Below are 25,879 nucleotides of genomic sequence, written 5' to 3' on the forward strand. Positions count from 1 at the left end.
CCGGGGGCGGAGCCCCCGGTTTCGGGAAGGGGCGGGGAGGGGGAAAGCCCCGCAGGGCGCAGCCAAGCGGCGCCCGCGCCGGGCCACGTCCGCGCCCCCCTGGGGGCGATCGCCGGGGCCCGCAGCGGCGACAAGGGCGGGGACGCCAACGTCGGCGTGTGGGTGGAGAGCGACGAGGCGTACGCGTGGCTCGCGGCCACGCTCACCGCCCACCGCCTCCAGGAGCTGCTCCCCGAGACCCGCGGGCTCGTCGTCACCCGCCACGCCCTGCCCCACCTCCGCGCCCTCAACTTCACCGTCGCCGGCGTCCTCGGCGCCGGCGTGGCCGCGGGCCACCGCTTCGACCCCCAGGCCAAGGCCCTCGGCGAATGGCTCCGGGCCCGGCACCTCGACATCCCCGGCCATCTGCTCGCCGGCCCCCTGCCCGCCGACCCTGGCCATCTGCTCCCTGGCCCCCCGCCCGCCGGCCCCGACCGCCCGCCCGCCGGCCCCCCGCCCGCCGGCCCCGGCCACCCGCTCCCCCCGACCCCGGAGGTCAGCGCATGACCTTGCTCCGCACCCGCGTCGACCCCCACGACCCCGACCACCTCGCCCACCGCGAGGCCGCCCTCGGCCGGCTCGCCGAGCTCGACGCCGAGTACGCCAAGGCACTTGCCGGCGGCGGCGAGAAGTACAGCGACCGCCACCGCGCCCGCGGCAAACTGCTCGCCCGCGAGCGCGTGGAGCTGCTGCTCGACCCGGACACCCCCTTCCTGGAGCTGTCCCCGCTGGCGGCCTACGGCAGCGACTACCCCGTCGGGGCCTCCGTCGTCACCGGCATCGGCACCGTCGAGGGCGTGGAGTGCCTGGTCGTCGCCAACGACCCGACCGTCCGCGGCGGCGCGAGCAACCCCTGGACCCTCCGCAAGAGCCTGCGCGCCAAGGAGATCGCCCTCGCCAACCGGCTGCCGGTGATCAGCCTGGTCGAGTCCGGCGGTGCGGACCTGCCCTCGCAGAAGGAGATCTTCATCCCGGGCGGCGCGGTCTTCCGCGACCTGACCCGGCTGTCCGCCGCCGGGATCCCGACCGTCGCCGTCGTGTTCGGCAACTCCACCGCCGGCGGCGCGTACATCCCCGGCATGTCCGACCACACCGTGATGATCAAGGACCGGTCGAAGGTGTTCCTCGGCGGCCCACCGCTGGTGAAGATGGCCACCGGCGAGGAGAGCGACGACGAGTCCCTCGGCGGCGCCGACATGCACGCCCGGACCTCCGGCCTCGCCGACCACCACGCCCTCGACGAGCACGACGCGATCCGGCAGGCCCGCCGGATCATCGCCCGTCTCAACCACCGCAAGGCGCACCCCGATCCGGCCCCCGCGCCCGAGCCGCTGTACGACGCCGAGGAACTCCTCGGCATCGTCCCCGCCGACCTGAAGACCCCCTTCGACCCGCGCGAGGTCATCGCGCGCATCGTGGACGGCTCCGACTTCGACGAGTTCAAGCCCCTCTACGGCCCCAGCCTGGTCACCGGCTGGGCCGCCCTGCACGGCTACCCGATCGGGATCCTCGCCAACGCCCAGGGCGTGCTGTTCAGCGCCGAGTCGCAGAAGGCCGCCCAGTTCATCCAGCTCGCCAACCAGCGCGACATCCCCCTCCTCTTCCTCCACAACACCACCGGCTACATGGTCGGCAAGGAGTACGAGCAGGGCGGCATCATCAAGCACGGCTCGATGATGATCAACGCGGTGTCCAACTCCCGGGTCCCGCACCTGTCCCTGCTCGTCGGGGCCTCCTACGGCGCCGGGCACTACGGCATGTGCGGCCGCGCCTACGACCCCCGGTTCCTGTTCGCCTGGCCCGGCGCCAAGTCCGCCGTGATGGGCCCCCAGCAGCTCGCGGGGGTGCTGTCCATCGTGGCCCGGCAGTCCGCCGCCTCGAAGGGGCTGCCGTACGACGAGGAGCAGGACGCCGGGATGCGCGCCTTCGTCGAGGCGCAGATCGAAGCGGAGTCCCTGCCCGCGTTCCTGTCCGGGCGGCTGTACGACGACGGGATCATCGACCCGCGCGACACCCGCACCGTCCTCGGCCTGTGCCTGTCGGCCGTCCACAACGCCCCCGTCGAGGGCGCCCGCGGCGGCTTCGGCGTCTTCCGGATGTGAGCCCGCGATGACCCTTGCAGAGACCCCCGCCCCGGCCCCGACCCCGGCCACCGCCCCTGCCGCCACCGTCACCCCCATCACCCCCATCACCTCACTCCTCGTCGCCAACCGCGGTGAGATCGCCGTGCGCGTGTTCCGCACCGCCCGCGCCCTCGGCCTGGACACCGTCGCCGTCCACTCCGACCCCGACGCCGGTGCCCTGCACGTACGGGAGGCCGACGCGGCCGTCCGGCTCCCCGGCGCGGCCCCCGCCGACACCTACCTCCGCGCCGGTCCGGTCATCGCGGCCGCCCGCGCCGCCGGTGCCGACGCCATCCACCCCGGGTACGGCTTCCTCTCCGAGAACGCCGCGTTCGCCCGGGCCGTCACCGAAGCCGGGCTGGTCTGGGTCGGCCCGCCGCCCGAGGCCATCGAGGCCATGGCCTCCAAAACCCGCGCCAAGGAACTGATGCGCGCCGCCGGGGTGCCGCTCCTCGAACCCGTCGACCCGGAGAAGGCGGGCCCGGAGGACCTCCCGCTGCTCCTCAAGGCCGCCGCGGGCGGAGGCGGCCGCGGCATGCGCCTCGTACGGGACCTGGACCGGCTGCCCGCGGAGCTGGACGCGGCCGCGGCCGAGGCCCGGTCCGCCTTCGGCGACGGGGAGGTGTTCGCCGAGCCGTACGTGGAACGCGGCCGACACGTCGAGGTGCAGGTCCTCGCCGACGCGCACGGCACCGTCTGGGCGCTCGGCACCCGGGACTGCTCCCTGCAGCGCCGCCACCAGAAGGTCATCGAGGAGGCCCCGGCCCCGGCCCTGCCCGACGCCCTCCGCGACACCCTGCACGAAGCTGCCGTCGCGGCCGCCCGCGCCGTCTCCTACCGGGGCGCCGGCACCGTCGAGTTCCTGGTCACCGAGGACGGCCGCCCGTACTTCCTGGAGATGAACACCCGGCTCCAGGTGGAACACCCCGTCACCGAGGCCGTGTTCGGCATCGACCTGGTCGAGCTCCAGCTGCGGGTGGCCGAGGGGCACGCCCTGCCCCCGCAACCGCCCGCCCCGTCCGGGCACGCCGTCGAGGCCCGGCTGTACGCCGAGGACCCCGCCCGGGACTGGCGGCCCCAGGCCGGCACCCTGCACACCCTCGCCGTGCCCGGGACCGTCCGCGTCGACACCGGATACGCCGACGGCGACCCGGTCGGCGTCCACTACGACGCCATGCTCGCCAAGGTCATCGCACACGCCCCGACCCGCGCCGAAGCCCTCCGCGTCCTCGTGCACGCGCTCTCCCGGGCCCGGATCCACGGCCTCACCACCAACCGCGAGCTCCTCGTCCGCAGTCTTCGCCACCCGGAGTTCACCGCCGCCCGCCTCGACACGGGCTTCTACGACCGCCACCTCGCCGAACTCACCGCGCCCGCCGAAATCACCGAACCCGCCGACGCCGCCGAGCTCGCCGACGCCGCCGAACCCACCGCCCCCGCCGGAGGAGCCGCAGCCCTCTCCGCCGTCGCCGCCGCACTCGCCGAGGCCGCTCCCGCCCCCGGGGCCGCCCTGGCGGCCCGGCTCGGCGGGTGGCGCAACCTCCGCTCGCAGCCCCGGCTGCGCCGCTACCGGGCCGCGGACGGGAGGGCGTACGAGGTCCGTTACGAGCACACCCGCACCGGCCCGCCCACCCTGGTGGACCTCCCCGGTGTCCGGGCCGTGACCGTCGGCCCGGACGCCGTCACCCTCGAAGTCGACGGCGTCCAGCGGGTGTTCCACGTGAAGCGCAACGCTGACAACGGTGAGCTGTACGTCGATTCTCCCCCCACCTCCCGAGGGGGTGTCCTGACGCTCGGCGCCCACACCCTCACCCCGCTGCCCCGGTTCGAGGAGCCCGGGGACCACACCGATCCCGGCTCCCTGCTCGCCCCCATGCCCGGCACCGTCGTCCGCGTCGCCGAGGGCCTGGCCCCCGGCTCCGCCGTCACCGCCGGACAGCCCCTGCTCTGGCTGGAGGCCATGAAGATGGAGCACCGCATCCTCTCGCCCGCCTCCGGCACGCTCACCGCGCTCCACGCCGCCCCCGGCCGGCAGGTCGAGGTCGGCGCCCTGCTCGCCGTCGTCCAGGAGGAACCGCAGTCATGAGCCCCACCAGCCCCGCCGGTCCCGGCACGGAGACCGAAGAGCACAAGGCCCTGCGCGCCGCCGTCGCCGCCCTCGGGCAGCGTTACGGGCGCGAATACCTCGCCCGGGTCGCCCGTGAGGGCGGCCGCCCCGACGAGCTGTGGGCGGACGCCGCCAAGCTCGGCTACCTCGGGGTCAGCCTGCCCGAGGAGTACGGCGGCGGGGGCGGCGGCATCGCCGAGCTGTCCATCGTCCTGGAGGAACTGGGCGCGGCCGGCAGCCCGCTGCTGATGATGGTGGTGTCCCCGGCGATCTGCGGGACCGTCATCTCCCGCTTCGGCACCGAGCGGCAGAAGCGCACCTGGCTCCCCGGTCTCGCCGACGGCAGCCGCACCATGGCCTTCGGTATCACCGAGCCCGACGCCGGCTCCAACTCGCACCGCATCACCACCACCGCGCGCCGCGACGGCGAGGACTGGATCCTCACCGGCCGCAAGGTGTTCATCTCCGGTGTGGACATCGCCGACGCCACGCTGATCGTCGGCCGGACCGAGGACGCGCGCACCGGTCGGCTCAAGCCCTGCCTGTTCATCGTCCCGCGCGACACCCCCGGCTTCACCCGGTCGGTGATCGACATGGAACTCCAGGCGGCCGAGAAGCAGTTCGAGCTGGTCCTGGACGACGTACGGCTGCCCGCGGAGGCGCTCGTCGGCGACGAGGACGCCGGACTGCTCCAGCTGTTCGCCGGGCTCAACCCCGAACGCATCATGACCGCCGCGTTCGCGATCGGCATGGGCCGCCACGCACTCGCCAAGGCCGTGGACTACGCGAAGACCCGCCAGGTCTGGAAGGAGCCGATCGGCGCCCACCAGGCGATCGCGCACCCGCTCGCACAGGCGCACATCGAGCTGGAACTCGCCCGGCTGATGATGCAGAAGGCGGCCCACCTCTACGACGGCGGCGACGACATGGCCGCCGGAGAGGCCGCGAACATGGCCAAGTACGCTGCCGGAGAGGCCTGCGTACGGGCCGTGGACCAGGCGGTCCACACCCTCGGCGGGAACGGCCTCACCCGTGAGTACGGTCTGGCCGCGCTGATCCCCGCCTCCCGGGTGGCCCGGATCGCCCCGGTCAGCCGCGAGATGATCCTCAACTTCGTCTCGCACCAGACCCTCGGGCTGCCCAAGTCCTACTGACCGGCGCTCCCGACCGGGCCGGCGCGTCCCGCGCCGGCACCGGGCGGCACCGCCCCGCCCCGACCGAGGAGGAACCCGCATGACCGGCCCCGTCGGCCCAGTCGGCCCAGTCGGCCCTGTCGGCCCCGTCGTCTCCGCGCACGAACGCGGCGTCACCACGCTCACGCTGGACTCGCCGGCCAACCGCAACGCGCTCTCCGCGGAACTCGTCGGCGAGCTGGGCACGGCGCTGGCCGCGGCGGGCGCGGACCCGGCGGTCCGGGCGGTCGTCCTCACCCATTCCGGCGGCACCTTCTGCTCCGGCGCCGACCTCAAGTCCCCGTGCGACCCGGCCGACTTCCTGTCCCTCCTCGACCGGATCGCGGGCCTGTCGAAGCCGGTCGTCGCCCGCGTCACCGGCCATGTCCGGGCGGGCGGGCTCGGCCTGCTCGGGGTCTGCGACATCGCCGCCGCCGGACCCGGCTCCACGTACGCCTTCACCGAGACCCACCTCGGGGTCGTCCCCGCCGTGATCTCCGCGCCGCTGCTGCCCCGGCTCGACCCGCGCGCCGCGGCCCGCTACTTCCTGACCGCCGAGCCCTTCGGCCCCGCCGAGGCCGCCCGGATCGGGCTGCTCACCCTGCACGCCGAGGACGTGGACGAGGCCCTCGCCCCCGTCCTGGACGGGCTCCGCAAGGCCGGCCCACAGGCCCTGGCCGCGACCAAGGCGCTGCTCGCCGCCCCGGTACGGGCCGCACTCGCCGGGGACGGCGAACGCCTCACGGCCCTGTCCGCCCGCCACTTCGGCTCTGCCGAGGCCCGCGAGGGCATCACCGCCCGCTTCGAGCGCCGGAGCCCGTCATGGGCGCTGTGACCGCCCCCAAGCAGGACCGCAGCCGGGCCACCCGGCAGCGCCTGCTGGAAGCAGCGGTGTCCTGCCTGGCCGAGCACGGCTGGGCCGGTTCGACCGTCGCCGTCGTCGCCGAACGCGCCGGGGTGTCCCGCGGCGCGGCCCAGCACCACTTCCCGACCCGCGAGGACCTGTTCACCGCCGCCGTCGAGTACGTCGCCGAGGAGCGCTCCGCCGCACTGCGGGGCCCGTTCGCGACGGGCAGGGCAGTGGAGGGCGCGGCAGTGGACGGCACTGCCGCGGAGGGCACGACCGCCGGGGGCACGACCGCCGAGGGCCCGGCCGTGGCGGGCCCGGCCGCCCGTGCCGCCGTCGTCGGGGCGCTGGTCGACCTCTACACGGGCACGCTGTTCCGCGCCGCCCTCCAGCTGTGGGTCGCCGCCTCCAACGAGGAGCAGCTGCGGCCCCGCGTCACCGAGCTCGAAGCCCGCGTCGGCCGCGAGACCCACCGCATCGCGGTGGAGCTGCTGGGCGCCGACGAGTCCGTCCCGGGGGTGCGGGAGACCGTGCAGGGCCTGCTGGACATGGCCCGCGGCCTGGGCCTGGCCAACGTACTGACGGACGACACCGCCCGCCGGACCCGCGTGGTCGCCCAGTGGGCACGGATCATCGACGCCGCCCTGGGCCCGGCCGCGGGCTGAGCCGCGGACCGGACCCCCTCAGCGCACCAGGTGGGTCATCACCAGGCCCGCGCCCGTCACGGCCGCCAGGCCGAGCAGGTCCTTGCGCGTCCAAGGGGGGCGGCCCGGCATGCCCTTGGCCAGGGTCACGGCGGCCCGCGGCCGGGACCGGCGCCACAGGGCGTGGAGCACGACCCCGGCGAGCAGCAGGGCGAGGAGGTCCCAGAACAGGGCCCTCACGACCACGGCGGCGGCCAGGTCCTTGAACCACCAGGCCGCCGCCCGCAGGGCACGGCTCACGCGCCGCCCACGATGTCCGCGTAGCCCTCGATGTCGCGCGGGTCGCGGCGGCCCGGGCCGATGTAGCGGGCGGACGGGCGGACCAGGCGGCCCGTCCGCTTCTGCTCCAGGATGTGCGCCGACCAGCCGGCCGTACGGGCGCAGGTGAACATGGAGGTGAACATGTGCGCCGGGACCTCGGCGAAGTCCAGCATGATGGCGGCCCAGAACTCCACGTTCGTCGCCAGCACCCGGTCCGGGCGCCGCGCGTGCAGCTCCTCCAGCGCGGCCTTCTCCAGCGCCGCGGCCACCTCGTAGCGCGGGGCGTCCAGTTCCTTGGCGGTGCGGCGCAGGACGCGGGCGCGCGGGTCCTCGGCCCGGTACACCCGGTGCCCGAAGCCCATCAGGCGCTCGCCCTTGTCCAGCGTCTTCTTCACGTACGCCACCGCGTCACCGGTGCGCTCGATCTCCTCGATCATGCCGAGGACCCGGGACGGCGCACCGCCGTGCAGCGGGCCGGACATGGCGCCGACGGCGCCCGAGAGCGCGGCCGCGACGTCGGCGCCGGTGGAGGCGATCACACGGGCCGTGAACGTCGAGGCGTTCATGCCGTGCTCGGCCGCCGACGTCCAGTACGCGTCCACCGCCTTCACGTGGCGCGGGTCCGGCTCGCCCCGCCAGCGGATCATGAACCGCTCGACGACGGACTCGGCCTTGTCGATCTCGCGCTGCGGCACCATGGGCCGGCCCTGCCCGCGCGCGGACTGGGCGACGTAGGACAGCGCCATGACCGCGGCGCGCGCCAGGTTGTCGCGGGCGGTCTGCTCGTCGATGTCGAGCAGCGGTTTGAGGCCCCACACCGGGGCGAGCATGGCCAGTGCCGACTGCACGTCCACGCGGATGTCACCGGAGTGCACCGGGATCGGGAACGGTTCGGCTGCGGGCAGGCCGGGGTTGAACGCACCGTCGACCAGCAGGCCCCACACGTTCCCGAAGGACACGTGCCCGACCAGGTCTTCGATGTCGACGCCTCGGTAGCGGAGCGACCCGCCTTCCTTGTCGGGTTCGGCGATCTCGGTCTCGAACGCGACGACCCCTTCGAGTCCGGGTACGAAGTCGGACATCAGGCGGCTCCTGTCAGAGTAGTGCGAACACGCGCGGCTCCCGGCGTGGTTCGCGGTCCGGCGCGGTCATCCCCGTTGATGCCCGGAACGGCCGTCGGTCACCCACTCGGGTACCAGCGGACCGGCCCCAAGATTTTGGCGGCTCACGATGGCCTGTGGAAGCGTGACATACGGCACACCCTCCAGGCCACCACGTGGTGGGCGGCCGATCCCCCGGCCGATCCCGGGCGGACCAGGGGTGGGCCCCGGCCCCCGGACACTCCCTGGGGCAAGATGGCCGGGTGACCGACCAGGACCTTGATCCCGCCTCCATGCGCAAGCAGTACCGTTCCCAGATCGTCACCGAGGAAAGCCTCGCGGCCGACCCGATGGACCAGTTCGCCCGCTGGTTCCAGGACGCCGCCGACGCGCACGTCTTTGAACCGAACGCGATGGTCGTCTCGACCGCGACCCCCGACGGCCGTCCCAGCTCGCGGACGGTGCTGTTGAAGCGGTTCGACGAGCGGGGCTTCGTCTTCTTCACCAATTACGGCTCCCGCAAGGCGCTGGAGATCGACGCGAACCCGCACACCGCGCTGCTCTTCCCCTGGCATCCGATCGCCCGCCAGGTCGTGGTGACCGGCACCGCTGCCCGGGTCGGCCGGGACGAGACGGCCGCGTACTTCCGGTCCCGTCCGCACGGCTCCCAGCTGGGTGCCTGGGCGAGCGAGCAGTCCCGGGTGGTGGACTCCCGCGCCGAGCTGGACCGCCGGTACGCGGAGCTGGCCGCGCGCTACCCGGAGGGCGAGCAGGTGCCGGTGCCGACGGAGTGGGGCGGCTACCGGGTCGTCCCGGAGACGCTGGAGTTCTGGCAGGGGCACGAGAACCGGCTCCACGACCGGCTGCGCTACGTCCGCGAGGGCGAAGGCGGAGGCGGGGGCGGGGGCGGGAGCTGGCGGGTCGAGCGGCTCTGCCCCTGACCGGGCCGCCGTACGGCTCCGGGAAGTGCACGGAAGGCGCGGGAGTGCCCGGAACCGCGCGGGAAGTACGCGGAAGGCGCCCGGGAAACGCAGACGACCCGCGGGCTGTGATCCTCTTCTGCAGTAAGAGGAGCCGGTCGGACGTACCGGCGAGCCCGCGGGTCGGGTGACTGCTTGGGTTTGGGCCGGCGATCGAAGCCGGCACCGCACTGGGTGCGTGCGACGACGGGCGCTAGCCCGCAGTCACCTCACGCGTCCGGATTTCATACATTTCCGGGATCACCTCCTTTCAGTGTGCGGCCACTGTAGGCACGCCCCCGTGGGCGGTTCAACGGAATTAATGGGGCCACTCCGAAGCGTTTCCGGATCACCACGGATCGTTTCCGATCACTTGGTGCGCGGGGGTGCCGGACGGGTGCGACGGCGGGGCGCGTCCGAACCGGCGGATCCGGGCGTTCCGGACGTTCTCCGGGATTTCCTTCCGACGGAATCCGGGGAATGCGGTGTGGGCTGCGTCACGTTCCAGTTGAATGATCCGACGTGCCGCACACGCGAACACCTGCAGGGGGTGCCAGGTGAGTGCTTCCGGACGTGGTGAGACCACCGACGATCTTCTGGCCGCCTTGCTGGACGGCATGGACGCGGCGCTGTGCGCCTTCGACGCCGACGGGGTGATCACCCACTGGAACCGCGAGGCCGAGCGGATCCTGGGCTGGACCCCGGCCGAGGCCGTCGGCCGCCGCGGCTTCGCGGGCTGGGCGGTCCGGGAGGCCGACGCCCCCGACGTCGAGACCAGACTGATGTCCGCGCAGGACGCGCCGGGCCGGCAGGTCCACGAGTTCGCCCTGCTGACCAAGGACGGCGGGCGCGTCCTCGTGCGGACCCAGTCGGCCGGGGTGCCGGGCGCCGACGGCAAGCCGGCCGGGGTGTACTGCGCCTTCAGCGAGGTGCACGCGCAGATCGACCTGGAACGCTCCATCGCGCTCAGCGAGGCGCTGATGGACGACGCCTCCTGGGGCGTGGTGCTGGTCGACGTGGACCTGCGCCCCGCCGTGGTGAACGTGCACGCCGCACGGGCCTTCGGCACCGGCCGGACCGCGCTGCTGGGCAGGCCGCTGGGCGAACTGCTCAGCCAGGGCGTGGAGGAGCTGGAGGGCGCGCTGCAGCACGTACTGGCGGAGGGCGCGCCACCCGCACCGGTCGAGCTGTGGGTGTCGGTGCGCGCACCGGAGGGGGACCGGCGGCGCTGCTGGCGCTGCGGGTTCCTGCGGCTGGCCTCGCCGCTCGCGGAGGAGCCGGTGCCGCTCGGGGTGGGCTGGCTGTTCCAGGACGTGACCGAGTCCCGGCAGGTAGAACTGGACGCGGCGCAGCTGCGCTTCCGGTCCAACCAGATGCACCGGGCGGGGCGGGCCGCGGCGGAGTGCGAGGACCCGGCCGAGGCGGTGGCGGTCCGGCTGGAGTTCGCGCTGGCCGGGTTCGCCGACCACGTGCTGGTGGACCTGGCGGTGGGGGAGCGGCTGGTACGGGCGGCCGCGGCGCCGTCCGGGACGCCGCGGCCGCTGTCGCCGGGACCCGGGGCGATCCCGGTCCGGTACGAGGAGGGCCACCCGGCGCTGCGGGCGCTGGACCGGATCGGCCCGGTACGGGCCACCGCACCGCGCACCCAGGGGACGGCGCCGGCCTGGGCGGCGGCCCGCCAGTGGCCGGAGGGAGTGGCGCACGCCCTGTGCACGGTGCTGCGGAGCCGCGGGCGCAGCCTGGGCGTGCTCACCTTCCTGCGCGGCCCGTCCCGTCCCGCGTTCGAACGCGCGGACGCGCTCTACGCCGAGGAGATCGCCTCCCGCGTCGCGTCCGACCTCGCGGCGACCACCACGACGGCGCCGTAGCGCCGTGGCGCATGACGCCGCCGTGCGGGCGGGCGTGCATGCCTGCAGGTGGCAGGTGGCAGGTGGCAGGTGGCAGGTGGCAGGCGTGCAGGCGTGCAGGCGTGCGGGCGCGGCCTAGTGCCGGAAGAAGATCCGGTCGCGGTACTCCGCCATGACGCGGCCGTTCCACTCGTGGCCGCCGTCGACGTTGCCCGAGCGCAGCAGCGGCGGCTCCAGGCCGCGCGCGGCCAGTTCGCCGGCCGCCGCCGCCATCACCGCCTGCATGATCGCGCTCGTGACCACCGTGGAGGCGGGCGCGAAGGGCGCGTCGATGCCGTCCAGGGTCAGCTCGGCGTCCCCGACCGCGATCTTGCTGTCCAGGACGATGTCGCAGTGGTCCTTGAGGAAGCCGCCCGAGGCGTGCCGCGACTTCGTCCCCGTGGCGTAGGCCACCGAGGTCACCCCGATCACGGTGAGCCCGAGGGCGCGGGCGTTCATGGCCATCTCCACCGGCAGCGCGTTGCGCCCGGACAGCGAGATGATCACCAGTACGTCGCCCGCCGAGGCCGGGCTGCTGTCCAGCACCGCCCCCGCCAGGCCGTCCACCCGCTCCAGCGCGCTGCCCAGCGTCGCGGGCATGACGTCCACCCCGGCCGTGCCCGGCACGGCCAGGAAGTTCATCAGCGCCAGCCCGCCGGCCCGGTAGACCACGTCCTGGGCGGGCAGCGAGGAATGCCCGGCGCCGAAGGCGAACAGCCGGTTTCCGGCCGCGACGGCGTCCGCGATCGCGGTGCCCGCGGCGGCGATGCCCGGGGACTCCTCGTCCCGGACGCGCTGGAGCAGCCCGATGGCGGCGTCGAAGAACTGACCGGCCAGCTTGCTCTCGCTCATGCGCCCAGGGCCCTTCCGTCGATGGGAGGCGTGCGTGTCCGCCGCTCACCGTGCGGTCTGGACCAAGGGCGTGTCAATACGGACGTCAATCCCGAAACCCGGGGCACGCGGCGGAGCCGGGGCGCACACTTGAGTGAATGCCCGGCGTCTTGCACTTTGGCGGCACGGGACGGTTGTCGGTGCTCTCCGGCACAATTGGGGGCAGGGCCAGCGCACGCTATCCGAGGGGCACGAATGTCCGGACTGATCGACACCACGGAGATGTATCTCCGCACCATTCTTGAGCTGGAAGAGGAAGGTGTTGTGCCCATGCGCGCCCGGATCGCCGAGCGGCTCGACCAGAGCGGCCCGACGGTCAGCCAGACGGTGGCGCGGATGGAGCGCGACGGCCTGGTGGCCGTCGCCAGCGACCGGCATCTGGAGCTGACCGACGAGGGCCGCCGCCTGGCGACGCGCGTGATGCGCAAGCACCGGCTCGCCGAGTGCCTGCTGGTCGACGTGATCGGCCTGGAGTGGGAGCAGGTGCACGCCGAGGCCTGCCGCTGGGAGCACGTGATGAGCGAGGCGGTGGAGCGGCGCGTGCTGGAGCTGCTGCGCCACCCCACGGAATCGCCGTACGGCAACCCGATCCCGGGGCTTGAGGAGCTCGGGGAGAAGGCCGAGGCCGACCCGTTCCTCGACGAGGGCATGGTGAGCCTGGCGGAGCTGGACCCGGGCAGCGAGGGCAAGACCGTGGTGGTGCGCCGGATCGGCGAGCCCATCCAGACGGACGCCCAGCTGATGTACACGCTGCGGCGGGCCGGCGTGCAGCCCGGCTCGGTGGTGAGCGTGACGGAGTCGCCCGGCGGTGTGCTCGTCGGCAGCGGCGGCGAGGCCGCCGAGCTGGAGACGGAGATCGCCTCGCACGTGTTCGTCGCCAAGCGCTGAGCCCGGGCCTGGGCCCGAGCCCGAGCTTGAGCCGGACGGGGGCGGCCCCGGCGCCTCACGGCGCCGGGGCCGGTCCTCCCCTTCGCTGACCCGGAGCCCCGAGCTCCCAGGGTCATCCCCTCGGACCGTCTTCCCCGAGCGGCCCGCCTCCCGTAGAAGATCTCCCCTCGGCAGCGGCGGCCAATCCTTGAGCAAGGTCACTCGAAAGAGCGGTCTTGCGGGCGGGACGGCCATTTTCGAATACGGGTTCGATACGCTGGCGGCGGCACGCGAAGGGGGTGCATCTGAGGTGGTACAGCGCTTCGATGTGACGGGAGCCGACGGCGTACGCCTGGCGGCCTGGGAGTTCCCGGAACCGTCCGGGGTCGTCGGCGGGCCGCGTACGGAACACGGCGCGGCCCTCCCGGGTCCGGGCCCCGCACGGCCCGACGGCGACCGGGGCGGCGACCGGGCCGCCGGCCGTGGCAGCGCCGGGGGCGCCGGCCGCGACAGGGGCCGGGGTGCCGGGCGACCGGCGGCCCTGTTACTCCACGGCCTGATGGGCCACGCCCTGCACTGGACCGGAACCGCCCGCTGGCTCTCCGAACGGCACCGCGTCATCGCCCTCGACCAGCGCGGCCACGGGGACAGCGAGGCCCCCGCCCACGGGCCCTACACCCGCGAGGCCTTCGTCGCCGACGCCGAAGCCGTGATCGAACAACTCGGCCTCGCCCCCGTCACCCTCATCGGGCACTCGATGGGCGCACTCACCGGCTGGCAGCTCGCCGCCCGCCGCCCCGACCTGGTCGGCGCCCTGGTCATCTGCGACATGCGCGCCTCCGCCCTCGGCGCCTCCTCCCAGCGCGAATGGGAGGAATGGTTCCACCGCTGGCCGCTGCCCTTCCCCAGCCAGGACGCCGCCCGCCGGTGGTTCGGCGGGGGCGACCCCCGCGTGGAGCGCCCCGACCCCGGCCGCGGAGCCTTCTTCGCCGAGGTCATGCGACAGACCGAGGACGGCTGGCGCCCGCAGTTCTCCCGCAGCCAGATGCTCGTGGCCCGCGAGACCTGGGTCTACGACGCGCACTGGGAGGAACTCGCCCAGGTCCGCTGCCCCACCCTGGTCGTCCGCGGCCTCGACGGCGAACTCGGCCGGGCCGAGGCCCAGGAGATGGTCCGGGTCCTCCCGGCGGGCCAGTACGCCGAGATCCCCGACGCCGGCCACTACTTCCACTTCGACCAGCCGGCCGCCTGGCGCGCCGTACTCGAACCGTTCCTGGCCGGCGTACCGGCCGGCACCTGACCCGCGGGGTGCGCGCCGGGTGTGCGGGGGCCGGTCATGCCGCGCCGGTCACCCCGGCCCCGGTCCCCGGTGGTCCGCGGCGTACAGCAGCGGTGCCCGCCGGCTCGCCGACCGGGCCGGTCCGCTCAGCCCTTGCTGACCGCCAGCAGGATCTCCGGCAGGTCCCGGGCCACCTTCGGGGCGGCCATCCGCAAGCCCGCCCAGGCGAGCAGCGTCCCCCAGGCGATGCCGGCCGGGAGCACCACCCACAGCAGCTCGTGGTGGTCCGTCACCCGCAGGCCGACGACCAGGGCGATCAGCGGCGCGCAGAGCAGCGCCGACCCCAGCATGCCGCCGAAGATGCTCGACACGGCCAGGCCCGCCTGACCCGGGACCACGCTCTTGAACGCGCCCTCCTGCGGGATGGAGTAAGGGGCGTACGCCGAGGACACCGCGCCGGTGCCCAGCATCGTGCCCAGCAGGCCCAGGACCAGCCCGAGCGCGGCCGGCATCGCCGCCCAGTCGCCGACCAGCCAGGCGGTGACCACGGTGACCAGCACCGTGTACGGGAGGGTGACCAACAGCAGCGCCGCAGCCCGCGCCCGCAGTTCGGCGTAGGCCTCGCGCGGGGTCGAGATGGTCTGCGCGACCATCCAGAAGGCCGAGGTGTCCTGGCCGAACTGGTTGTACATCAGGGCCCCGAGCATGCTCGCGCCGAAGCAGGCCAGGTACACCGAGCCGGTGCCCTGGAGGGCGTTGAAGACGGGCACGATGGCCCCGATGGCCAGGCCGCTGATCCAGCCCGCCTTCGTCTTCGGGTCGCGGAAGCCGTAGCGGAGGGTCCGCTGCATGACCGCGCCGGCCCGGCCGCCGGGCAGCAGCCGCCACAGGCCCTCGCCCGCCGCGCCGTCCCGGGCCGGGGCCGCCGCCGCGACCGTCGACCCGTCCGGGGTGACCATCAGCCGGGTCAGGCTCCGCTCCCAGGACACCAGCAGCGCGAACAGCGCCAGCAGGGTCACGGCCAGCTGGCCCGCGGCCTTGCCGTACGCGCCCTGGCCCGCCGAGTCCACCATCCCGAGCGCGGTCGCCGGAGGCAGCCAGCCCACCACGGCCGCGGCCGGCCGCAGCGCGGCGAGCCCGCCGGGCTCGGTCAGCCGCTGCACGGCGAAATTGACGAACTGCGCGCCGATGGCGATCAGCAGGCCGCTCAGCACGGCCAGGTCGCGGCCCTTGCGGCTGCTCAGAAGCCGCACGTTGGCGGCGGTGACCGCGCGGGCCAGCCCCACGCAGCCGAGCAGCAGCAGCGGGACGGCGAGCACGCCCGCCGCGAGACCGGCCGGGCCGTGCGCCACGGCGACGACCGAACCGACCGCCAGACATGCGGTGAACAGCGGGCCGATGCCGACCAGGGAGGAGACCAGCAGGGCCCGCACCAGGGGCCGCGGCCGCAGCGGCAGCATCACGAGCCGGCTGGGGTCCATGGTCTCGTCCCCGCCGGAGAACATCAGCGGCATCACCGCCCAGCCGAGCCCCATGATCCCGCCGAGGATGACGACGACCGTCCCGGCGTGCGCGTTGCCCCGCAGCACGGACAGGCCCAGCACCACCAGCGCGGCGGCCACCAGGACCGTCGTCAGCGAGCTGACGAAGGCGGCCTTGCGCTTCGCGGACCCCTTCAGGCCGTTCCGCAGCAGCGCCAGCTTGAGCCCCACGAAGATCCGGGTCAGCGGGACGGAGGGAACGCCCGTGGCGGCCGGTCCACCCGTGGCGGCCGGTCCACCCGAACCGGCCGGCCCACCCGAACCGGCCGGTGCGCCCGGTCCGGCCGTCCCGGCGGCAGCGGCGCTCATCGGGCCGCCGCCGTGCCGCCGCCCAGCCAGTCCAGGGACTCGCCGGTGGCCCGCCCCTGCGCGCCGACCAGCTCCAGGAACGCCTGCTGGAGCGAGGGCGCCCCGCCGCGTACGTCGGCCAGCGGGCCCGCGGCGCGGATCCGGCCGGCCGCCATCACCGCGACCCAGTCGCACAGCGACTCGACCAGCTCCATGACGTGGGAGGAGAACACGACCGTGGCCCCGGAGCGGGTGTAACGTTCCAGCACCCCGCGGATGGTCTGCGCGGACACCGGGTCCACGCCTTCGAACGGCTCGTCCAGGAACAGCACTTCCGGGTTGTGCAGGAGCGCGGCCGCCAGGCCGATCTTCTTCCGCATGCCCGTCGAGTAGTCCACCACCAGCTTGTGCTGGGAACCCGCCAGATCGAGCACGTCCAGCAGCTGGGTGGCCCGCTTGTCGGTCTCCTCGCCCGGCAGGCCCCGCAAGCGGCCCATGTAGCCCAGGAGTTCCCGGCCCGACAGCCGCTCGAACAGGCGCAGGCCCTCCGGCAGCACGCCGATCCGGGCCTTGACCTCGGCCGGATCCCGCCACACGTCGTGGCCGGCGACCTCGACCCGCCCCTCGTCCGGCCGCAGCAGGCCGGTCACCATCGACAGGGTGGTGGTCTTCCCCGCCCCGTTCGGCCCGACCAGGCCGATGAACTTCCCGGCGGGCAGCTCGAGATCCACCCCCACGACGGCCGTCTGCTCCCCGAACCGCTTCCGCAGCCCCGTCACCCGCACTGCGGGGACGGCGGCCTCCGCCGCCGCCCCGTCCGCTGCAAACGCCTGGTCAGGCATGTGCCGCCCTGCCTCTCGTACTGTCCCCCGTGTCGGTCACGTCTCACGATACGAGCAGAAATCGGCGCGACCGCATGACGTATGTCATGGACCGGGGCAGGACCGGGCAGGACCGGGGACGCGACCGGGTGCGGACTCAGTCGCGCCGGGCGCGGGCCGAGGACGCCTCCCGCCCGCACGCGTACGCCAGCGGCGAGATCAGCTCCTCGATGTCCGGCAGCCAGCGGTTCGCGGGGGTGGGCCGCCGCGCCCACTGCACCGCACCCCGCCCGCCGTACCGGGTCGGCGGGGCCGCCACGAAGTCGCCCTCGCCGCGCGGCAGCAGGTCGATCGCGGACGGGGACCAGCCGAGGCGGCGCACCAGGTCCGGCACCTTCGCCCCGGCGCCGGGCAGCACGAAGAACAGCATCCGGCGGTCGGGGGTCAGCGTCACCGGGCCCAGGGTGAGCTGCATCCGCTCCATCCGCGCCAGCGCCAGGAACCCGGCGGACTCCGGCACGTCGATCGCGTCGAAGGTCCGGCCGGTCGGCAGCAGGATGGACGCGCCGGGGTGCTTGGTCCACATCCGGCGGGCCTGCACCGCACTGCCCGTGGCCTGCGCCGCCCAGTCCTTCACGGCGGGGTGCGCCCCGGGGGCCGGGCAGTCCGCCGCCTCGCAGGAGCACAGCAGCCCGCTGTCACCGGCCTCCAGCCAGGTTCCGGGGAACACGTCCCAGTGCCGCTCTTCCGCGTACCGCACGGCATGGTCGAGCAGCGGCTCGCCCCGCTGCTTGGGGATGGCTGCGACGTCGGACTCCGTGACTGTCATGGTCTCTTCCACGACCATCACAACTGTGGCTGTCACGGGGGGTTACGGTCCCGAAACGGCAGGGTGACGGAGCATCGATCCTGCATACGGGGCGCATTGGCGCACGGGCGGGGGCGCGCGGGGGGCCGGGGAGCCGAGTCTGGGTAGCGACACACCGCAGAGCGGAAGATTCCCCGGCATTCTCCGCAGACCGCCGGGAAGTGATCAATGGAACGATCACCCGCGGCCACAGGGGGTTTCTCATGGCAGCCAGGCCACTCGTCGCCCGTCAGCCCAACGAAAGGCTGCAGGCGCTCATCCAGGAAGCCGGGTGCTCCAACGCCGGGCTCGCCCGGCGGGTCAACATGTGCGGCGCCGAACACGGCCTCGACCTCCGCTACGACAAGACGTCCGTGGCCCGCTGGCTGCGCGGCCAGCAACCCCGTGGCCGGGCACCGGGAATCATCGCCGAGGCGCTGGGCCGAAAACTCGGCCGGACGGTCACCATCGACGAAATCGGCATGGCCAACGGCAAGAACCTCGCCTCCGGGGTCGGCCTGCAGTTCTCCCCGACCGTGATCGGCGCCATCGAGCAGGTCTGCGAGCTGTGGCGGAGCGACGTCGGCCGGCGGGACTTCCTCTCCGGTTCGACGGTCGCGGCCTCGGCCCTGGTCGAGCCGAGCCGGGACTGGCTGATCACGGGCGCCGACGTGGCGGTCGCCCGGTCGGGCGGCTCACGGGTCGGCATGTCCGACGTGGAGGCCGTCAGGGCGACCACCGACGCCCTCACCGACCTCGACCACCGCTTCGGCAGCGGCCACGTCCGCCCGGTGGTCGTGCACTACCTCAACAGCGTGGTGTCCGGCCTGATCGGCGGCTCGTACCGGGAACCGGTCGGGCGTGCGCTGTTCGCGGCCGTGGCCCGGCTCACCGAACTGGCCGGCTACATGGCGGTGGACACCGGCCAGCCCGGGCTGGCGCAGCGCTACTACATCCAGGCCCTGCGGCTGGCGCAGGCGGCGGGGGACCGGGCGTACGGCGGCTACGTGCTGGCGGCGTCCATGAGCCACCTCGCGGCGGAGCTGGGCAACCCCCGGGAGATCGCCCAGCTGGCGCGCGCGGCCCAGGAGGGCACGCGGGGCCAGGTCACCCCGCGTGCGGAGGCGATGTTCTACGCGGCCGAGGCGCGGGGCCACGCCCTGCTGGGGGACGCGCGGGCGGCCGCGGTGCTGTCCTCGCGGGCCGTGACCGCGCTGGAACGGGCGGAACCGGAGTCGGGGGACGATCCGGTCTGGATCCGGCATTTCGACGAGGCGTACCTCGCCGACGAACTGGCGCACTGTCACCGGGACCTCGGGCAGGCAGAGGCGGCTGCGCGGCGGGCGGAGGAGGCGTTGCGGGCACTGCCCGCGACGAAGGCCCGCAGACGGGCCATCGGCCTGCTGCTGCTGGCCACCTCGCAGGTACAGCAGCGGGAGGTGGAGCAGTCCTGCGCCACGGCCGCCCAGGCGGTGGAGCTGCTGTCCGGGCTCCGCTCGAACCGCGGCGCGGAGTACCTGGACGACTTCCGCATCCGCCTCGACCCCTTCCGGGACGAGGCCGCGGTACGCGAGTTCACCTCCAGGCTGGCCCCGGCGGCCTGAGCCGCAAGATCACTTCGGAGGCCCGCGGGGCCCTTCCGCGACCGGGTTGCGACCGGCCGCGGTCGGCCCCCGCGGCCCCCGCGGGTGGGGTGCACCGGGTAGCGTGACCCGACGGTTCGGAAGGTTCGGGCAGTCGGAGGAGGATCCCGGTGACGCAGAGCACACAAGGCGGTTACCCGCACGAGGGTGCGCCGTGGGGCCCGCCACCGGCCGCCGACCCCCACGGCCGGGGCCCGCAGCCGGCCCACGAGGCGGCGACCCGGTACATCCCGCCGGTGCCCGGTGAGGGTCCGGGGTACGGCTATCCGCAGCAGCCGGTGCAGGAGGCCGCGACGCAGTACATCCCGCCGGTCCCGGCGGACGGCCCGGCGTACGGTTACCCGCCGGCTGCCCACGAGGCGGCGACCCGGTACATCCCGCCGGTGCCCGGTGAGGGTCCGGGGTACGGCTATCCGCAGCAGCCGGTGCAGGAGGCCGCGACGCAGTACATCCCGCCGGTCCCCGCGGACGGCCCCGGCTACGGCCACCAGCCCGCCACCCACGAGGCGGCCACCGCGTACATGCCGACCGTGCCCCCGGCCCCCGGCGGTCCGGCCGGGACGGGCGAGGCGGCCACCCAGTACATACCGCCCGTGCCGGCCGGCCCGGGTGCTCCGGGCGCGATGGGCGCTCCGGGCGGAATGGGCGACGAGGCCGCGACGCAGTACATACCCCCCGTGCCGGCCGGTCCGGACCAGGCGGCGACGCAGTACCTCCCGCCGGTGCCGGCCGGGCCCGCGGACGGGCACCACGAGGCCGCCACCCAGTACCTGCCGCCGATCGAGGAGCCGGTGCTCCGGCAGCCGGCGCCCCCGCAGGCGTACCCGCCGCCGCAGCAGCCGGGACGGCAGGGGTTCCGGAGCCCGCAGGGCCCCCAGCCCGTGCCGCCGCAGCCGCAGCAGCCGTACCCCTACGAGGAGGACCAGCCGCCGCGCCGCGTCTCCGCCGGGATCATCGCGGCCGGGGTCATCGGGCTCGCCGTCGCCGGCCTCGGGGTCGGGGCGCTGCTCAGCGAGGACAAGGCGCAGAACAACGACCCCGCCGCGGTGTCCTCCGTACCCTCACCCAGCGGTTCCGCGGCGGGCGCCGCCGAGGCCCCCGTCGACCCCGCCCGCGCCCAGGCGGTCCAGCTCGACAAGCTGCTCGCCGACAGCAACGACAGCCGCGCCGCCGTGATCAAGGCGGTGGACGACATCAAGGGCTGCCGGAACCTGGACCAGGCGGCCGACGACCTGCGCGACGCCGCCCGGCAGCGCGACGAGCTGGTGACCCGGCTCCAGGACGTCAGGATCGACAAGCTGCCGGACCACGCGAGGCTCTCCGCCTCGCTGACCAAGGCGTGGAAGTCCTCGGCCGCGGCCGACCGTTCGTACGCGAGCTGGGCCGACGACGTCGCCGGCGGCAAGGGTGACGACGACAAGGGTGACGGCAAGGGCGACGACAAGAAGATGTGCAAGGACGGGAAGGCCCGCGGCACCGCCGACGCGGCCGCCGGCAACAAGTCGAGCGGCGAGGCCACCAAGGCCAAGGAACAGGCCGCCGTCCTCTGGAACAGGGTCGCCGGCAAGTACCAGCTGACCAAGCGCGACAAGACCCAGCTCTAGGGCCTGTCCGGCCGCGCCTTCCGGCCCGGCCCGGCCCGGCCCGGCCCAGCCCGGCCCGGGCCGGGCCGGCCCAGCCCGGCCCAGCCCGCGGTCAGCCGGTGGTCAGCCGGTGGTCGGGGCCTGCTCCATGACCTCCGTCATGTCCAGCGCCTGCTGGCCCGGCTGGGCCACCAGCCGCCCGGCCTGCACCACCTGGAAGGTGACCCGCCCGTTGATCAGCCGCGGGTAGCCGCGGACGGCCCGCATGTCCTGGAAGCGCCAGCGGAGGTCCGGGGTGAGGCCGGCGGTGGCGACCCCGTCGGAGGTGTCCAGCACATTGGCGATCCGGCGCGCGGTGACCTTCTTCTCCGCGCCGATGCGCCGCACGGCCTCCGTGAAGACGGTGTACGCGATCCAGGTGGTCTGCGTCCCGACGTCGGCGGGGTCCACGTCGTCGTCGCCGAAGGCGTGCTCGTCGATGACCTTCCGCATCGGGGCCCACAGCGGGTCGGTGGCCACCGGGTACCAGCTGGTGACGTACGCGCCCTCGAAGGGACTGTCCGTGCCGCCGGTGCGGTCCACCAGACCCTGGCTGACGCTGCCCTGGACGGAGGAGATCTGCGGCCGCCGCTTCTTGTCGGTCTTCTCGTCGAGGCGGCGGAAGGAGTCGAAGAACGTCTCGGTGCGCTCGCCGAGCGCAGCCGTGACGCAGCCCTTCTCCTTGCCCGCGGAGGCGTGGTCGAGTGCCTCGCGCGCCTGGACGCCGTAGTCGGCGGAGTCCTCGGCGGCCCGGATGTCGGTGGCCTCGTCCGGCTTCTGCGCCTTGAGGCCGGCGTTCAGCAGGATCGGCAGCGAGTCGCCCGCGAGGGTGTCGGGCCGGACCAGGGCGACCTGGCGGCAGGCGGACTGGGCGAGCTGGTGTCCGGCGCCGGCGAGCAGGGCGGGCTGGCCGCCGTTCACCGGGTAGGACAGCACGCTCTGGAACTCCTCCTGGGAGACGCCGTAGCCGCCGATGTAGGGGATGCCGGCGGTCTCCAGGGGGGTCATGAAGGCGCGGCCGTGCTGGCTGTACGAGCCGACCACCGCGACGGCCTTCTCGGCCACGGCCCGGCGTGCGCAGTCGGCGGCGCCGCTCGCGGTGTTGTGCTCGTCGCAGGTGACCACGCGCAGTTTGTGGCCGTTGATGCCGCCCTTGGAATTGATCCACTGCTCGTACGCGCGGGCCATGGCGGGCATGCCCGGCATGTTGGTGGCCTTGCTGTCCTCCGGCGCCCAGGTCATCACCGTGAGGGTCTCCCCGGAACCCCCTGTGTTTCCGGGGAGCACCCCACAGCCGGCGACCAGGGACGCACCCATCACCACCGAAAGGAGGGACCGGGCCGGAAGAGTGCGTCGCTTGTTGGTCATGACCACGCAGACTTCCGGCCCCGGGTAACCGTGGCGTGAGGCGTTCACAACATCGGGTGACGCACGGGTGAATTACAGGAGAGGAATGCGGAACAGGACCATCCGATTCCTTCCCGGGGCGCTCAAGATCCCCCCGGACGGGAACGTACGATCGAAAGCGTGACATTCGCCGAAGGTTCCGATACCCCTTCCCGCCGCGGCCGCCGCTCCTCCACCATGGGCGGCATGCCGCTGAACGACATGCCGTGGTGGCGCTGGCGCAGCAACGTGCGCTCGGCGCTGCACATGCTTTCCGATCCGGTCTTCCAGGAGGACACCTGGCTGGCCGGCGCCGAGGGCTACGGGGACGTCACCGACGCCGTGTACCGGCTGGTCGAGGACACCTGGCTCGACAGCTGGTCCGCCGAGAAGTACGTCGGGACGATCTTCCGTGACTCCCAGGAGGCCGCCCTCGTCGACGTCGCCGTGCTGCGGGTGCTGCGCATCCTGCACCAGACAGGCCCGGACGCCCCGGTCGCCACCTATCTGGAGCACCACGGCTGGCCCGAGGCGGTGCGCGCGGCCCGCGAGGCGCACGTACGGCTGGCCACCGCCGACGGCGACGACCCGGACGCGCGTCCCCGCTCGCTGGAGGTCCTGCGGATACTGACACGTTCGGCCTGACCGGTGTGAAAGGCTGTGCTGCCATGAGCGATGAGCCGCACCAGCAGCCCCAGCAGTACGTACTGACCCTCTCCTGCCCGGACAAGCAGGGCATTGTGCACGCAGTGTCCAGCTACCTGTTCATGACCGGGTGCAACATCGAGGACAGCCAGCAGTTCGGCGACCGCGACACCGGCCTGTTCTTCATGCGGGTCCACTTCACCGCCGACGCCCCGCTGACGGTGGAGAAGCTGCGCGCGAGCTTCGCCGCGATCGGCGACTCCTTCCAGATGGACTGGCAGATCCACCGCTCCGACGAGCGGATGCGGATCGTGCTGATGGTCTCGAAGTTCGGCCACTGCCTGAACGACCTGCTGTTCCGGTGCCGGATCGGCGCCCTTCCGGTGGAGATCGCGGCGGTGGTCTCCAACCACACCGACTTCGCCGAACTCGTCGGCTCCTACGACGTCCCCTTCCACCACATCCCGGTGACGAAGGACACCAAGGCGGAGGCCGAGGCGCAGCTGCTGGAGCTGGTCCGGGCGGAGAACGTCGAGCTGGTCGTGCTGGCCCGCTACATGCAGGTGCTGTCGGACGCGCTGTGCAAGGAGCTCAGCGGCCGGATCATCAACATCCACCACTCCTTCCTCCCGAGCTTCAAGGGCGCCAAGCCGTACCACCAGGCGCACGCCCGCGGCGTGAAGCTCATCGGCGCCACGGCCCACTACGTCACCGCCGACCTCGACGAGGGCCCGATCATCGAGCAGGAGGTCGAGCGGGTCGGCCACGAGGTCACCCCCGACCAGCTGGTGGCCATCGGCCGCGACGTGGAGTGCCAGGCACTGGCCCGCGCGGTGAAGTGGCACAGCGAGCACCGCGTCCTCCTCAACGGCTCCCGCACGGTGGTCTTCGCCTAGGGCCTGTCCGGCGGATCAGGGTCGGACAGGCCCTGGCCCCGCCGGGGGCTGCGGGGCCCGACGACGTGCCCCCAGCCCCGACGGGCTACAGCCGGCTCAGGGACGCCGCCGCGAAGAGGACGTCGCGGATCGCCTCGCGGTCGCCGTGCTGGCCCGCGGCCGCTTCCTCCGGCGTGACGCGGCCCGCCGCGAGCTGGCAGAACTCAACCCCGTCCAGCGCGATCTGCGCCACCGTGTGTTCCGCGGACGTCGCCGCCGCCGGAGAGTCCAGCGCGATGTCCCAGGAGCCGCCGCGGGCCCCCTCGATCTCCAGGTGCAGGGTCCGGCCCGGAGAGCCCGCCGAGACCAGCCCGCGCGCCGGGGAGGCCAGCCCCGCGCGCCGCCGCTCGGCCAGCGCGCCCGGCAGCTGCCGCGCCGCCAGGTCGATCATGCGGTGCAGGTGCGCCCCGGACGGCGGATCGTAGGGATAGTCCACCGCTTCGGCGATGTCCCACGCGTGCACCCAGCACTCGAAGGCCCGCTCCAGGAACGCGTCCCCCAGCGGGAGCCGGAAGTCCCCGTAGTCCACCTCCAGTTCGGCGACCCCGCGCCCGGCGAAGGACACCGTGCGGACCAGCGTGTGCCCCTGCTCCCGCCAGGGCTCGCGGACCTGCCGGGTGGTCGGGTACGGGGACGACTCCCAGAAGTGCTCGGTACGGGCGGCCGGCACGGCCGGTGCCTCCGCGCCCAGCGGGTCGTCCAGCCCGAGCGCGGTCGCCACCAGCCCGTCCACGGACAGCAGGTGGCCGATCACCCCGGCCACTGTGGTCCGGCGCGTCTGCCGGCGTTCCTCCCCGAACCACTTCAGCCGCACCGGGGTGTGCCACTCCGCGTCCCCGAAGTCCCGCAGCAGCGCGTCCAGCCGCGCGGCCTCGGTGTCGTACGGGCTCGCCCACGCCGGCACCGGGATCCGGGCCGGCCGCTTCCCCAGGCAGCCCTCCAGCACCCGGGACCGCAGCAGCGGGTTCAGGTCCAGGCTCTCCTCGGGGTGCAGCAGCCCCACCGCGTCCCGCAGCCGCAGCGCCTCCTCCGCGCACGGCGCGCACTCGGTGAGGTGGTCCTCGACGGCCTGGGTCTCCTCCGCCGAGCACGCGGCCAGCGCCCACGCGCCCAGCAGGGACTTCAGCACCGCGTGCGTGGGCGGCGGCTCCGGCGCCGCCTCGGGCGGCAGGTCGTCGGCGGCGCCGCGCGGACCCGGTATCCGGGCGGGACCCGGGAGGCCGTGGTCGTCGTCGCGGGACTCGGCGGGGCCGTTCATCGTGAGCTTCCGTATCCGGGCGGGCCGTATCCGGGAGGGGCGGTGCCCTCCCGCGGCAGGACGTTGGCGGTCGACAGCAGCTGCAGGCCCAGGCGCAGCCGGCGCCGCGCCTCGTCCTCGCTGATCTGCAGGTCGGCGGCGGCCTGGCGGTAGTCCCGGCGCTTGAAGTACGCCAGTTCCAGCGCGGCCCGCAGCGGCGCGGGCATGGAGGTGACGATGTAGTCCGCGCGGGCGGCCGCGTTGGCGCTGCGCACCTTCTGCTCCAGCTCCTCGCGGGAGCCCCGACCGTGCTCGGCCTGGCGCAGCCGGGCCACCGCCTGGCCCTGGGTGATCCGGGCGACCCAGGAACGCATGGAGCCCTGCTTCGGGTCGTAGGCGTCCGGGTTCTCCCAGATGTATCCGAACACCTCGCGGGTGATCCGGTCCGCGGCCTGCTCGTCGCCCAGCACCCGGTGCGCGAGGCTGTGCACGAGCGACGCGAACCGGTCGTAGAGCTCCCCGAGCGCCGCGGCCTCGCCGCGGGCGAGGCGCTGCTGCATCTTGCGGTCCCAGCGGGGTGGTGCGTCCTTCGGCATCGAAGCCTCCAGCCCTTCCCGGCCCTTCCCAGCCTTTGTCGACCTTCCCGAATGTAGTGTCACCGGGCCGCCGTGTGCCCGTT

The 25,879-nt window shown here is 74.0% G+C and carries 22 protein-coding genes and 1 pseudogene; 14 read left to right on the plus strand and 9 right to left on the minus strand.

Features of this window, described 5'->3' with window-relative positions; translation table 11 throughout:
- From AB0O36_RS34260 to AB0O36_RS34285, 6 genes and pseudogenes are all read left to right on the plus strand, one after another.
- Positions 1–546 (plus strand): annotated as a pseudogene (locus AB0O36_RS34260) (exopolyphosphatase); the annotation flags it as partial.
- A complete protein-coding gene (locus AB0O36_RS34265) occupies positions 543–2,141 on the plus strand; it encodes a carboxyl transferase domain-containing protein (protein ID WP_365117218.1) in 1,599 nt (532 codons plus the stop codon). The pseudogene AB0O36_RS34260 and the gene AB0O36_RS34265, both read left to right, overlap by 4 nt.
- 7 nt (positions 2,142–2,148) lie before the next feature.
- A complete protein-coding gene (locus AB0O36_RS34270) occupies positions 2,149–4,248 on the plus strand; it encodes a biotin carboxylase N-terminal domain-containing protein (RefSeq protein ID WP_365117220.1) in 2,100 nt (699 codons plus the stop codon).
- Complete coding sequence (locus AB0O36_RS34275) at positions 4,245–5,423, plus strand: acyl-CoA dehydrogenase (protein WP_365117223.1); 1,179 nt, start codon at positions 4,245–4,247, stop codon at positions 5,421–5,423. Before AB0O36_RS34270 ends, AB0O36_RS34275 begins: the two co-directional genes overlap by 4 nt.
- Positions 5,424–5,502: 79 nt before the next feature.
- Positions 5,503–6,276: an enoyl-CoA hydratase family protein gene (locus AB0O36_RS34280; RefSeq protein ID WP_365117226.1), complete on the plus strand. Its 774-nt coding sequence runs from the start codon at positions 5,503–5,505 to the stop codon at positions 6,274–6,276.
- Positions 6,264–6,953 (plus strand): TetR/AcrR family transcriptional regulator, encoded by a 690-nt coding sequence (locus AB0O36_RS34285; RefSeq protein ID WP_365117229.1) that lies wholly within the window; start codon positions 6,264–6,266, stop codon positions 6,951–6,953. The genes AB0O36_RS34280 and AB0O36_RS34285 overlap by 13 nt, the downstream gene beginning before the upstream one ends.
- Positions 6,954–6,971: 18 nt before the next feature.
- Here the strand turns inward: AB0O36_RS34285 and AB0O36_RS34290 are convergent, their stop codons facing one another.
- Positions 6,972–7,232: a hypothetical protein gene (locus AB0O36_RS34290; RefSeq protein WP_365117231.1), complete on the minus strand. Its 261-nt coding sequence runs from the start codon at positions 7,230–7,232 to the stop codon at positions 6,972–6,974.
- The gene (locus AB0O36_RS34295; RefSeq protein ID WP_365117234.1) at positions 7,229–8,335 is read right to left on the minus strand and encodes a citrate synthase 2; all 1,107 of its coding nucleotides are present in this window, start codon (positions 8,333–8,335) and stop codon (positions 7,229–7,231) included. The genes AB0O36_RS34290 and AB0O36_RS34295 overlap by 4 nt, the downstream gene beginning before the upstream one ends.
- A 311-nt stretch (positions 8,336–8,646) precedes the next feature.
- Here AB0O36_RS34295 and pdxH point away from each other — a divergent pair, with 311 nt between their 5' ends.
- A complete protein-coding gene (gene pdxH / locus AB0O36_RS34300) occupies positions 8,647–9,294 on the plus strand; it encodes a pyridoxamine 5'-phosphate oxidase (protein ID WP_365117305.1) in 648 nt (215 codons plus the stop codon).
- Between the two features lie 575 nt (positions 9,295–9,869).
- Positions 9,870–11,180, plus strand: a complete 1,311-nt coding sequence (locus tag AB0O36_RS34305; RefSeq protein WP_365117237.1) for a PAS domain-containing protein — start codon at positions 9,870–9,872, stop codon at positions 11,178–11,180.
- 114 nt (positions 11,181–11,294) lie between these two features.
- On the opposite strand, the gene AB0O36_RS34310 is transcribed toward AB0O36_RS34305, so the two are convergent.
- Complete coding sequence (locus tag AB0O36_RS34310; RefSeq protein WP_365117240.1) at positions 11,295–12,050, minus strand: SIS domain-containing protein; 756 nt, start codon at positions 12,048–12,050, stop codon at positions 11,295–11,297.
- A 234-nt stretch (positions 12,051–12,284) separates the two neighbouring features.
- Here AB0O36_RS34310 and AB0O36_RS34315 point away from each other — a divergent pair, with 234 nt between their 5' ends.
- A complete protein-coding gene (locus AB0O36_RS34315; protein ID WP_365117241.1) occupies positions 12,285–12,977 on the plus strand; it encodes a metal-dependent transcriptional regulator in 693 nt (230 codons plus the stop codon).
- A 289-nt stretch (positions 12,978–13,266) separates the two neighbouring features.
- A complete protein-coding gene (locus AB0O36_RS34320) occupies positions 13,267–14,256 on the plus strand; it encodes an alpha/beta hydrolase (protein WP_365117243.1) in 990 nt (329 codons plus the stop codon).
- A gap of 125 nt (positions 14,257–14,381) precedes the next feature.
- Here AB0O36_RS34320 and AB0O36_RS34325 read toward each other — a convergent pair whose 3' ends face one another.
- The 3 genes from AB0O36_RS34325 to AB0O36_RS34335 form a co-directional block, all read right to left on the minus strand.
- Entirely contained in the window at positions 14,382–16,085 is a 1,704-nt protein-coding gene (locus tag AB0O36_RS34325; protein ID WP_365117246.1) for a transporter, read from the minus strand.
- On the minus strand, positions 16,082–16,906 hold the full coding sequence (locus AB0O36_RS34330; RefSeq protein WP_365117249.1) for an ABC transporter ATP-binding protein: 825 nt from the start codon (positions 16,904–16,906) through the stop codon (positions 16,082–16,084). Before AB0O36_RS34330 ends, AB0O36_RS34325 begins: the two co-directional genes overlap by 4 nt.
- Before the next feature lie 136 nt (positions 16,907–17,042).
- Complete coding sequence (locus tag AB0O36_RS34335; RefSeq protein WP_365117308.1) at positions 17,043–17,735, minus strand: bifunctional DNA primase/polymerase; 693 nt, start codon at positions 17,733–17,735, stop codon at positions 17,043–17,045.
- A gap of 221 nt (positions 17,736–17,956) precedes the next feature.
- Here AB0O36_RS34335 and AB0O36_RS34340 point away from each other — a divergent pair, with 221 nt between their 5' ends.
- Together AB0O36_RS34340 and AB0O36_RS34345 are read left to right on the plus strand one after the other, a co-directional pair.
- On the plus strand, positions 17,957–19,336 hold the full coding sequence (locus AB0O36_RS34340) for a transcriptional regulator (RefSeq protein ID WP_365117250.1): 1,380 nt from the start codon (positions 17,957–17,959) through the stop codon (positions 19,334–19,336).
- Positions 19,337–19,485: 149 nt separating this feature from the next.
- Positions 19,486–20,979: a hypothetical protein gene (locus AB0O36_RS34345; RefSeq protein WP_365117252.1), complete on the plus strand. Its 1,494-nt coding sequence runs from the start codon at positions 19,486–19,488 to the stop codon at positions 20,977–20,979.
- A gap of 102 nt (positions 20,980–21,081) precedes the next feature.
- Here the strand turns inward: AB0O36_RS34345 and AB0O36_RS34350 are convergent, their stop codons facing one another.
- Positions 21,082–22,365 (minus strand): ABC transporter substrate-binding protein, encoded by a 1,284-nt coding sequence (locus tag AB0O36_RS34350; RefSeq protein WP_365117254.1) that lies wholly within the window; start codon positions 22,363–22,365, stop codon positions 21,082–21,084.
- A gap of 216 nt (positions 22,366–22,581) precedes the next feature.
- On the opposite strand from AB0O36_RS34350, the gene AB0O36_RS34355 reads away from it, so the two are divergent.
- The gene (locus AB0O36_RS34355) at positions 22,582–23,028 is read left to right on the plus strand and encodes a hypothetical protein (RefSeq protein WP_365117310.1); all 447 of its coding nucleotides are present in this window, start codon (positions 22,582–22,584) and stop codon (positions 23,026–23,028) included.
- Positions 23,029–23,051: 23 nt separating this feature from the next.
- Entirely contained in the window at positions 23,052–23,924 is an 873-nt protein-coding gene (gene purU, locus AB0O36_RS34360) for a formyltetrahydrofolate deformylase (RefSeq protein ID WP_365117256.1), read from the plus strand.
- Positions 23,925–24,009: 85 nt separating this feature from the next.
- Here purU and AB0O36_RS34365 read toward each other — a convergent pair whose 3' ends face one another.
- Positions 24,010–25,221, minus strand: a complete 1,212-nt coding sequence (locus tag AB0O36_RS34365) for a maleylpyruvate isomerase N-terminal domain-containing protein (protein WP_365117258.1) — start codon at positions 25,219–25,221, stop codon at positions 24,010–24,012.
- Positions 25,218–25,796, minus strand: a complete 579-nt coding sequence (locus AB0O36_RS34370; RefSeq protein WP_365117260.1) for a sigma-70 family RNA polymerase sigma factor — start codon at positions 25,794–25,796, stop codon at positions 25,218–25,220. The genes AB0O36_RS34365 and AB0O36_RS34370 overlap by 4 nt, the downstream gene beginning before the upstream one ends.
- Positions 25,797–25,879: the final 83 nt, after the last annotated feature.

Origin of the sequence: Streptomyces sp. NPDC089799 (assembly GCF_040684755.1) — a bacterium.
Classification (GTDB): domain Bacteria; phylum Actinomycetota; class Actinomycetes; order Streptomycetales; family Streptomycetaceae; genus Streptomyces.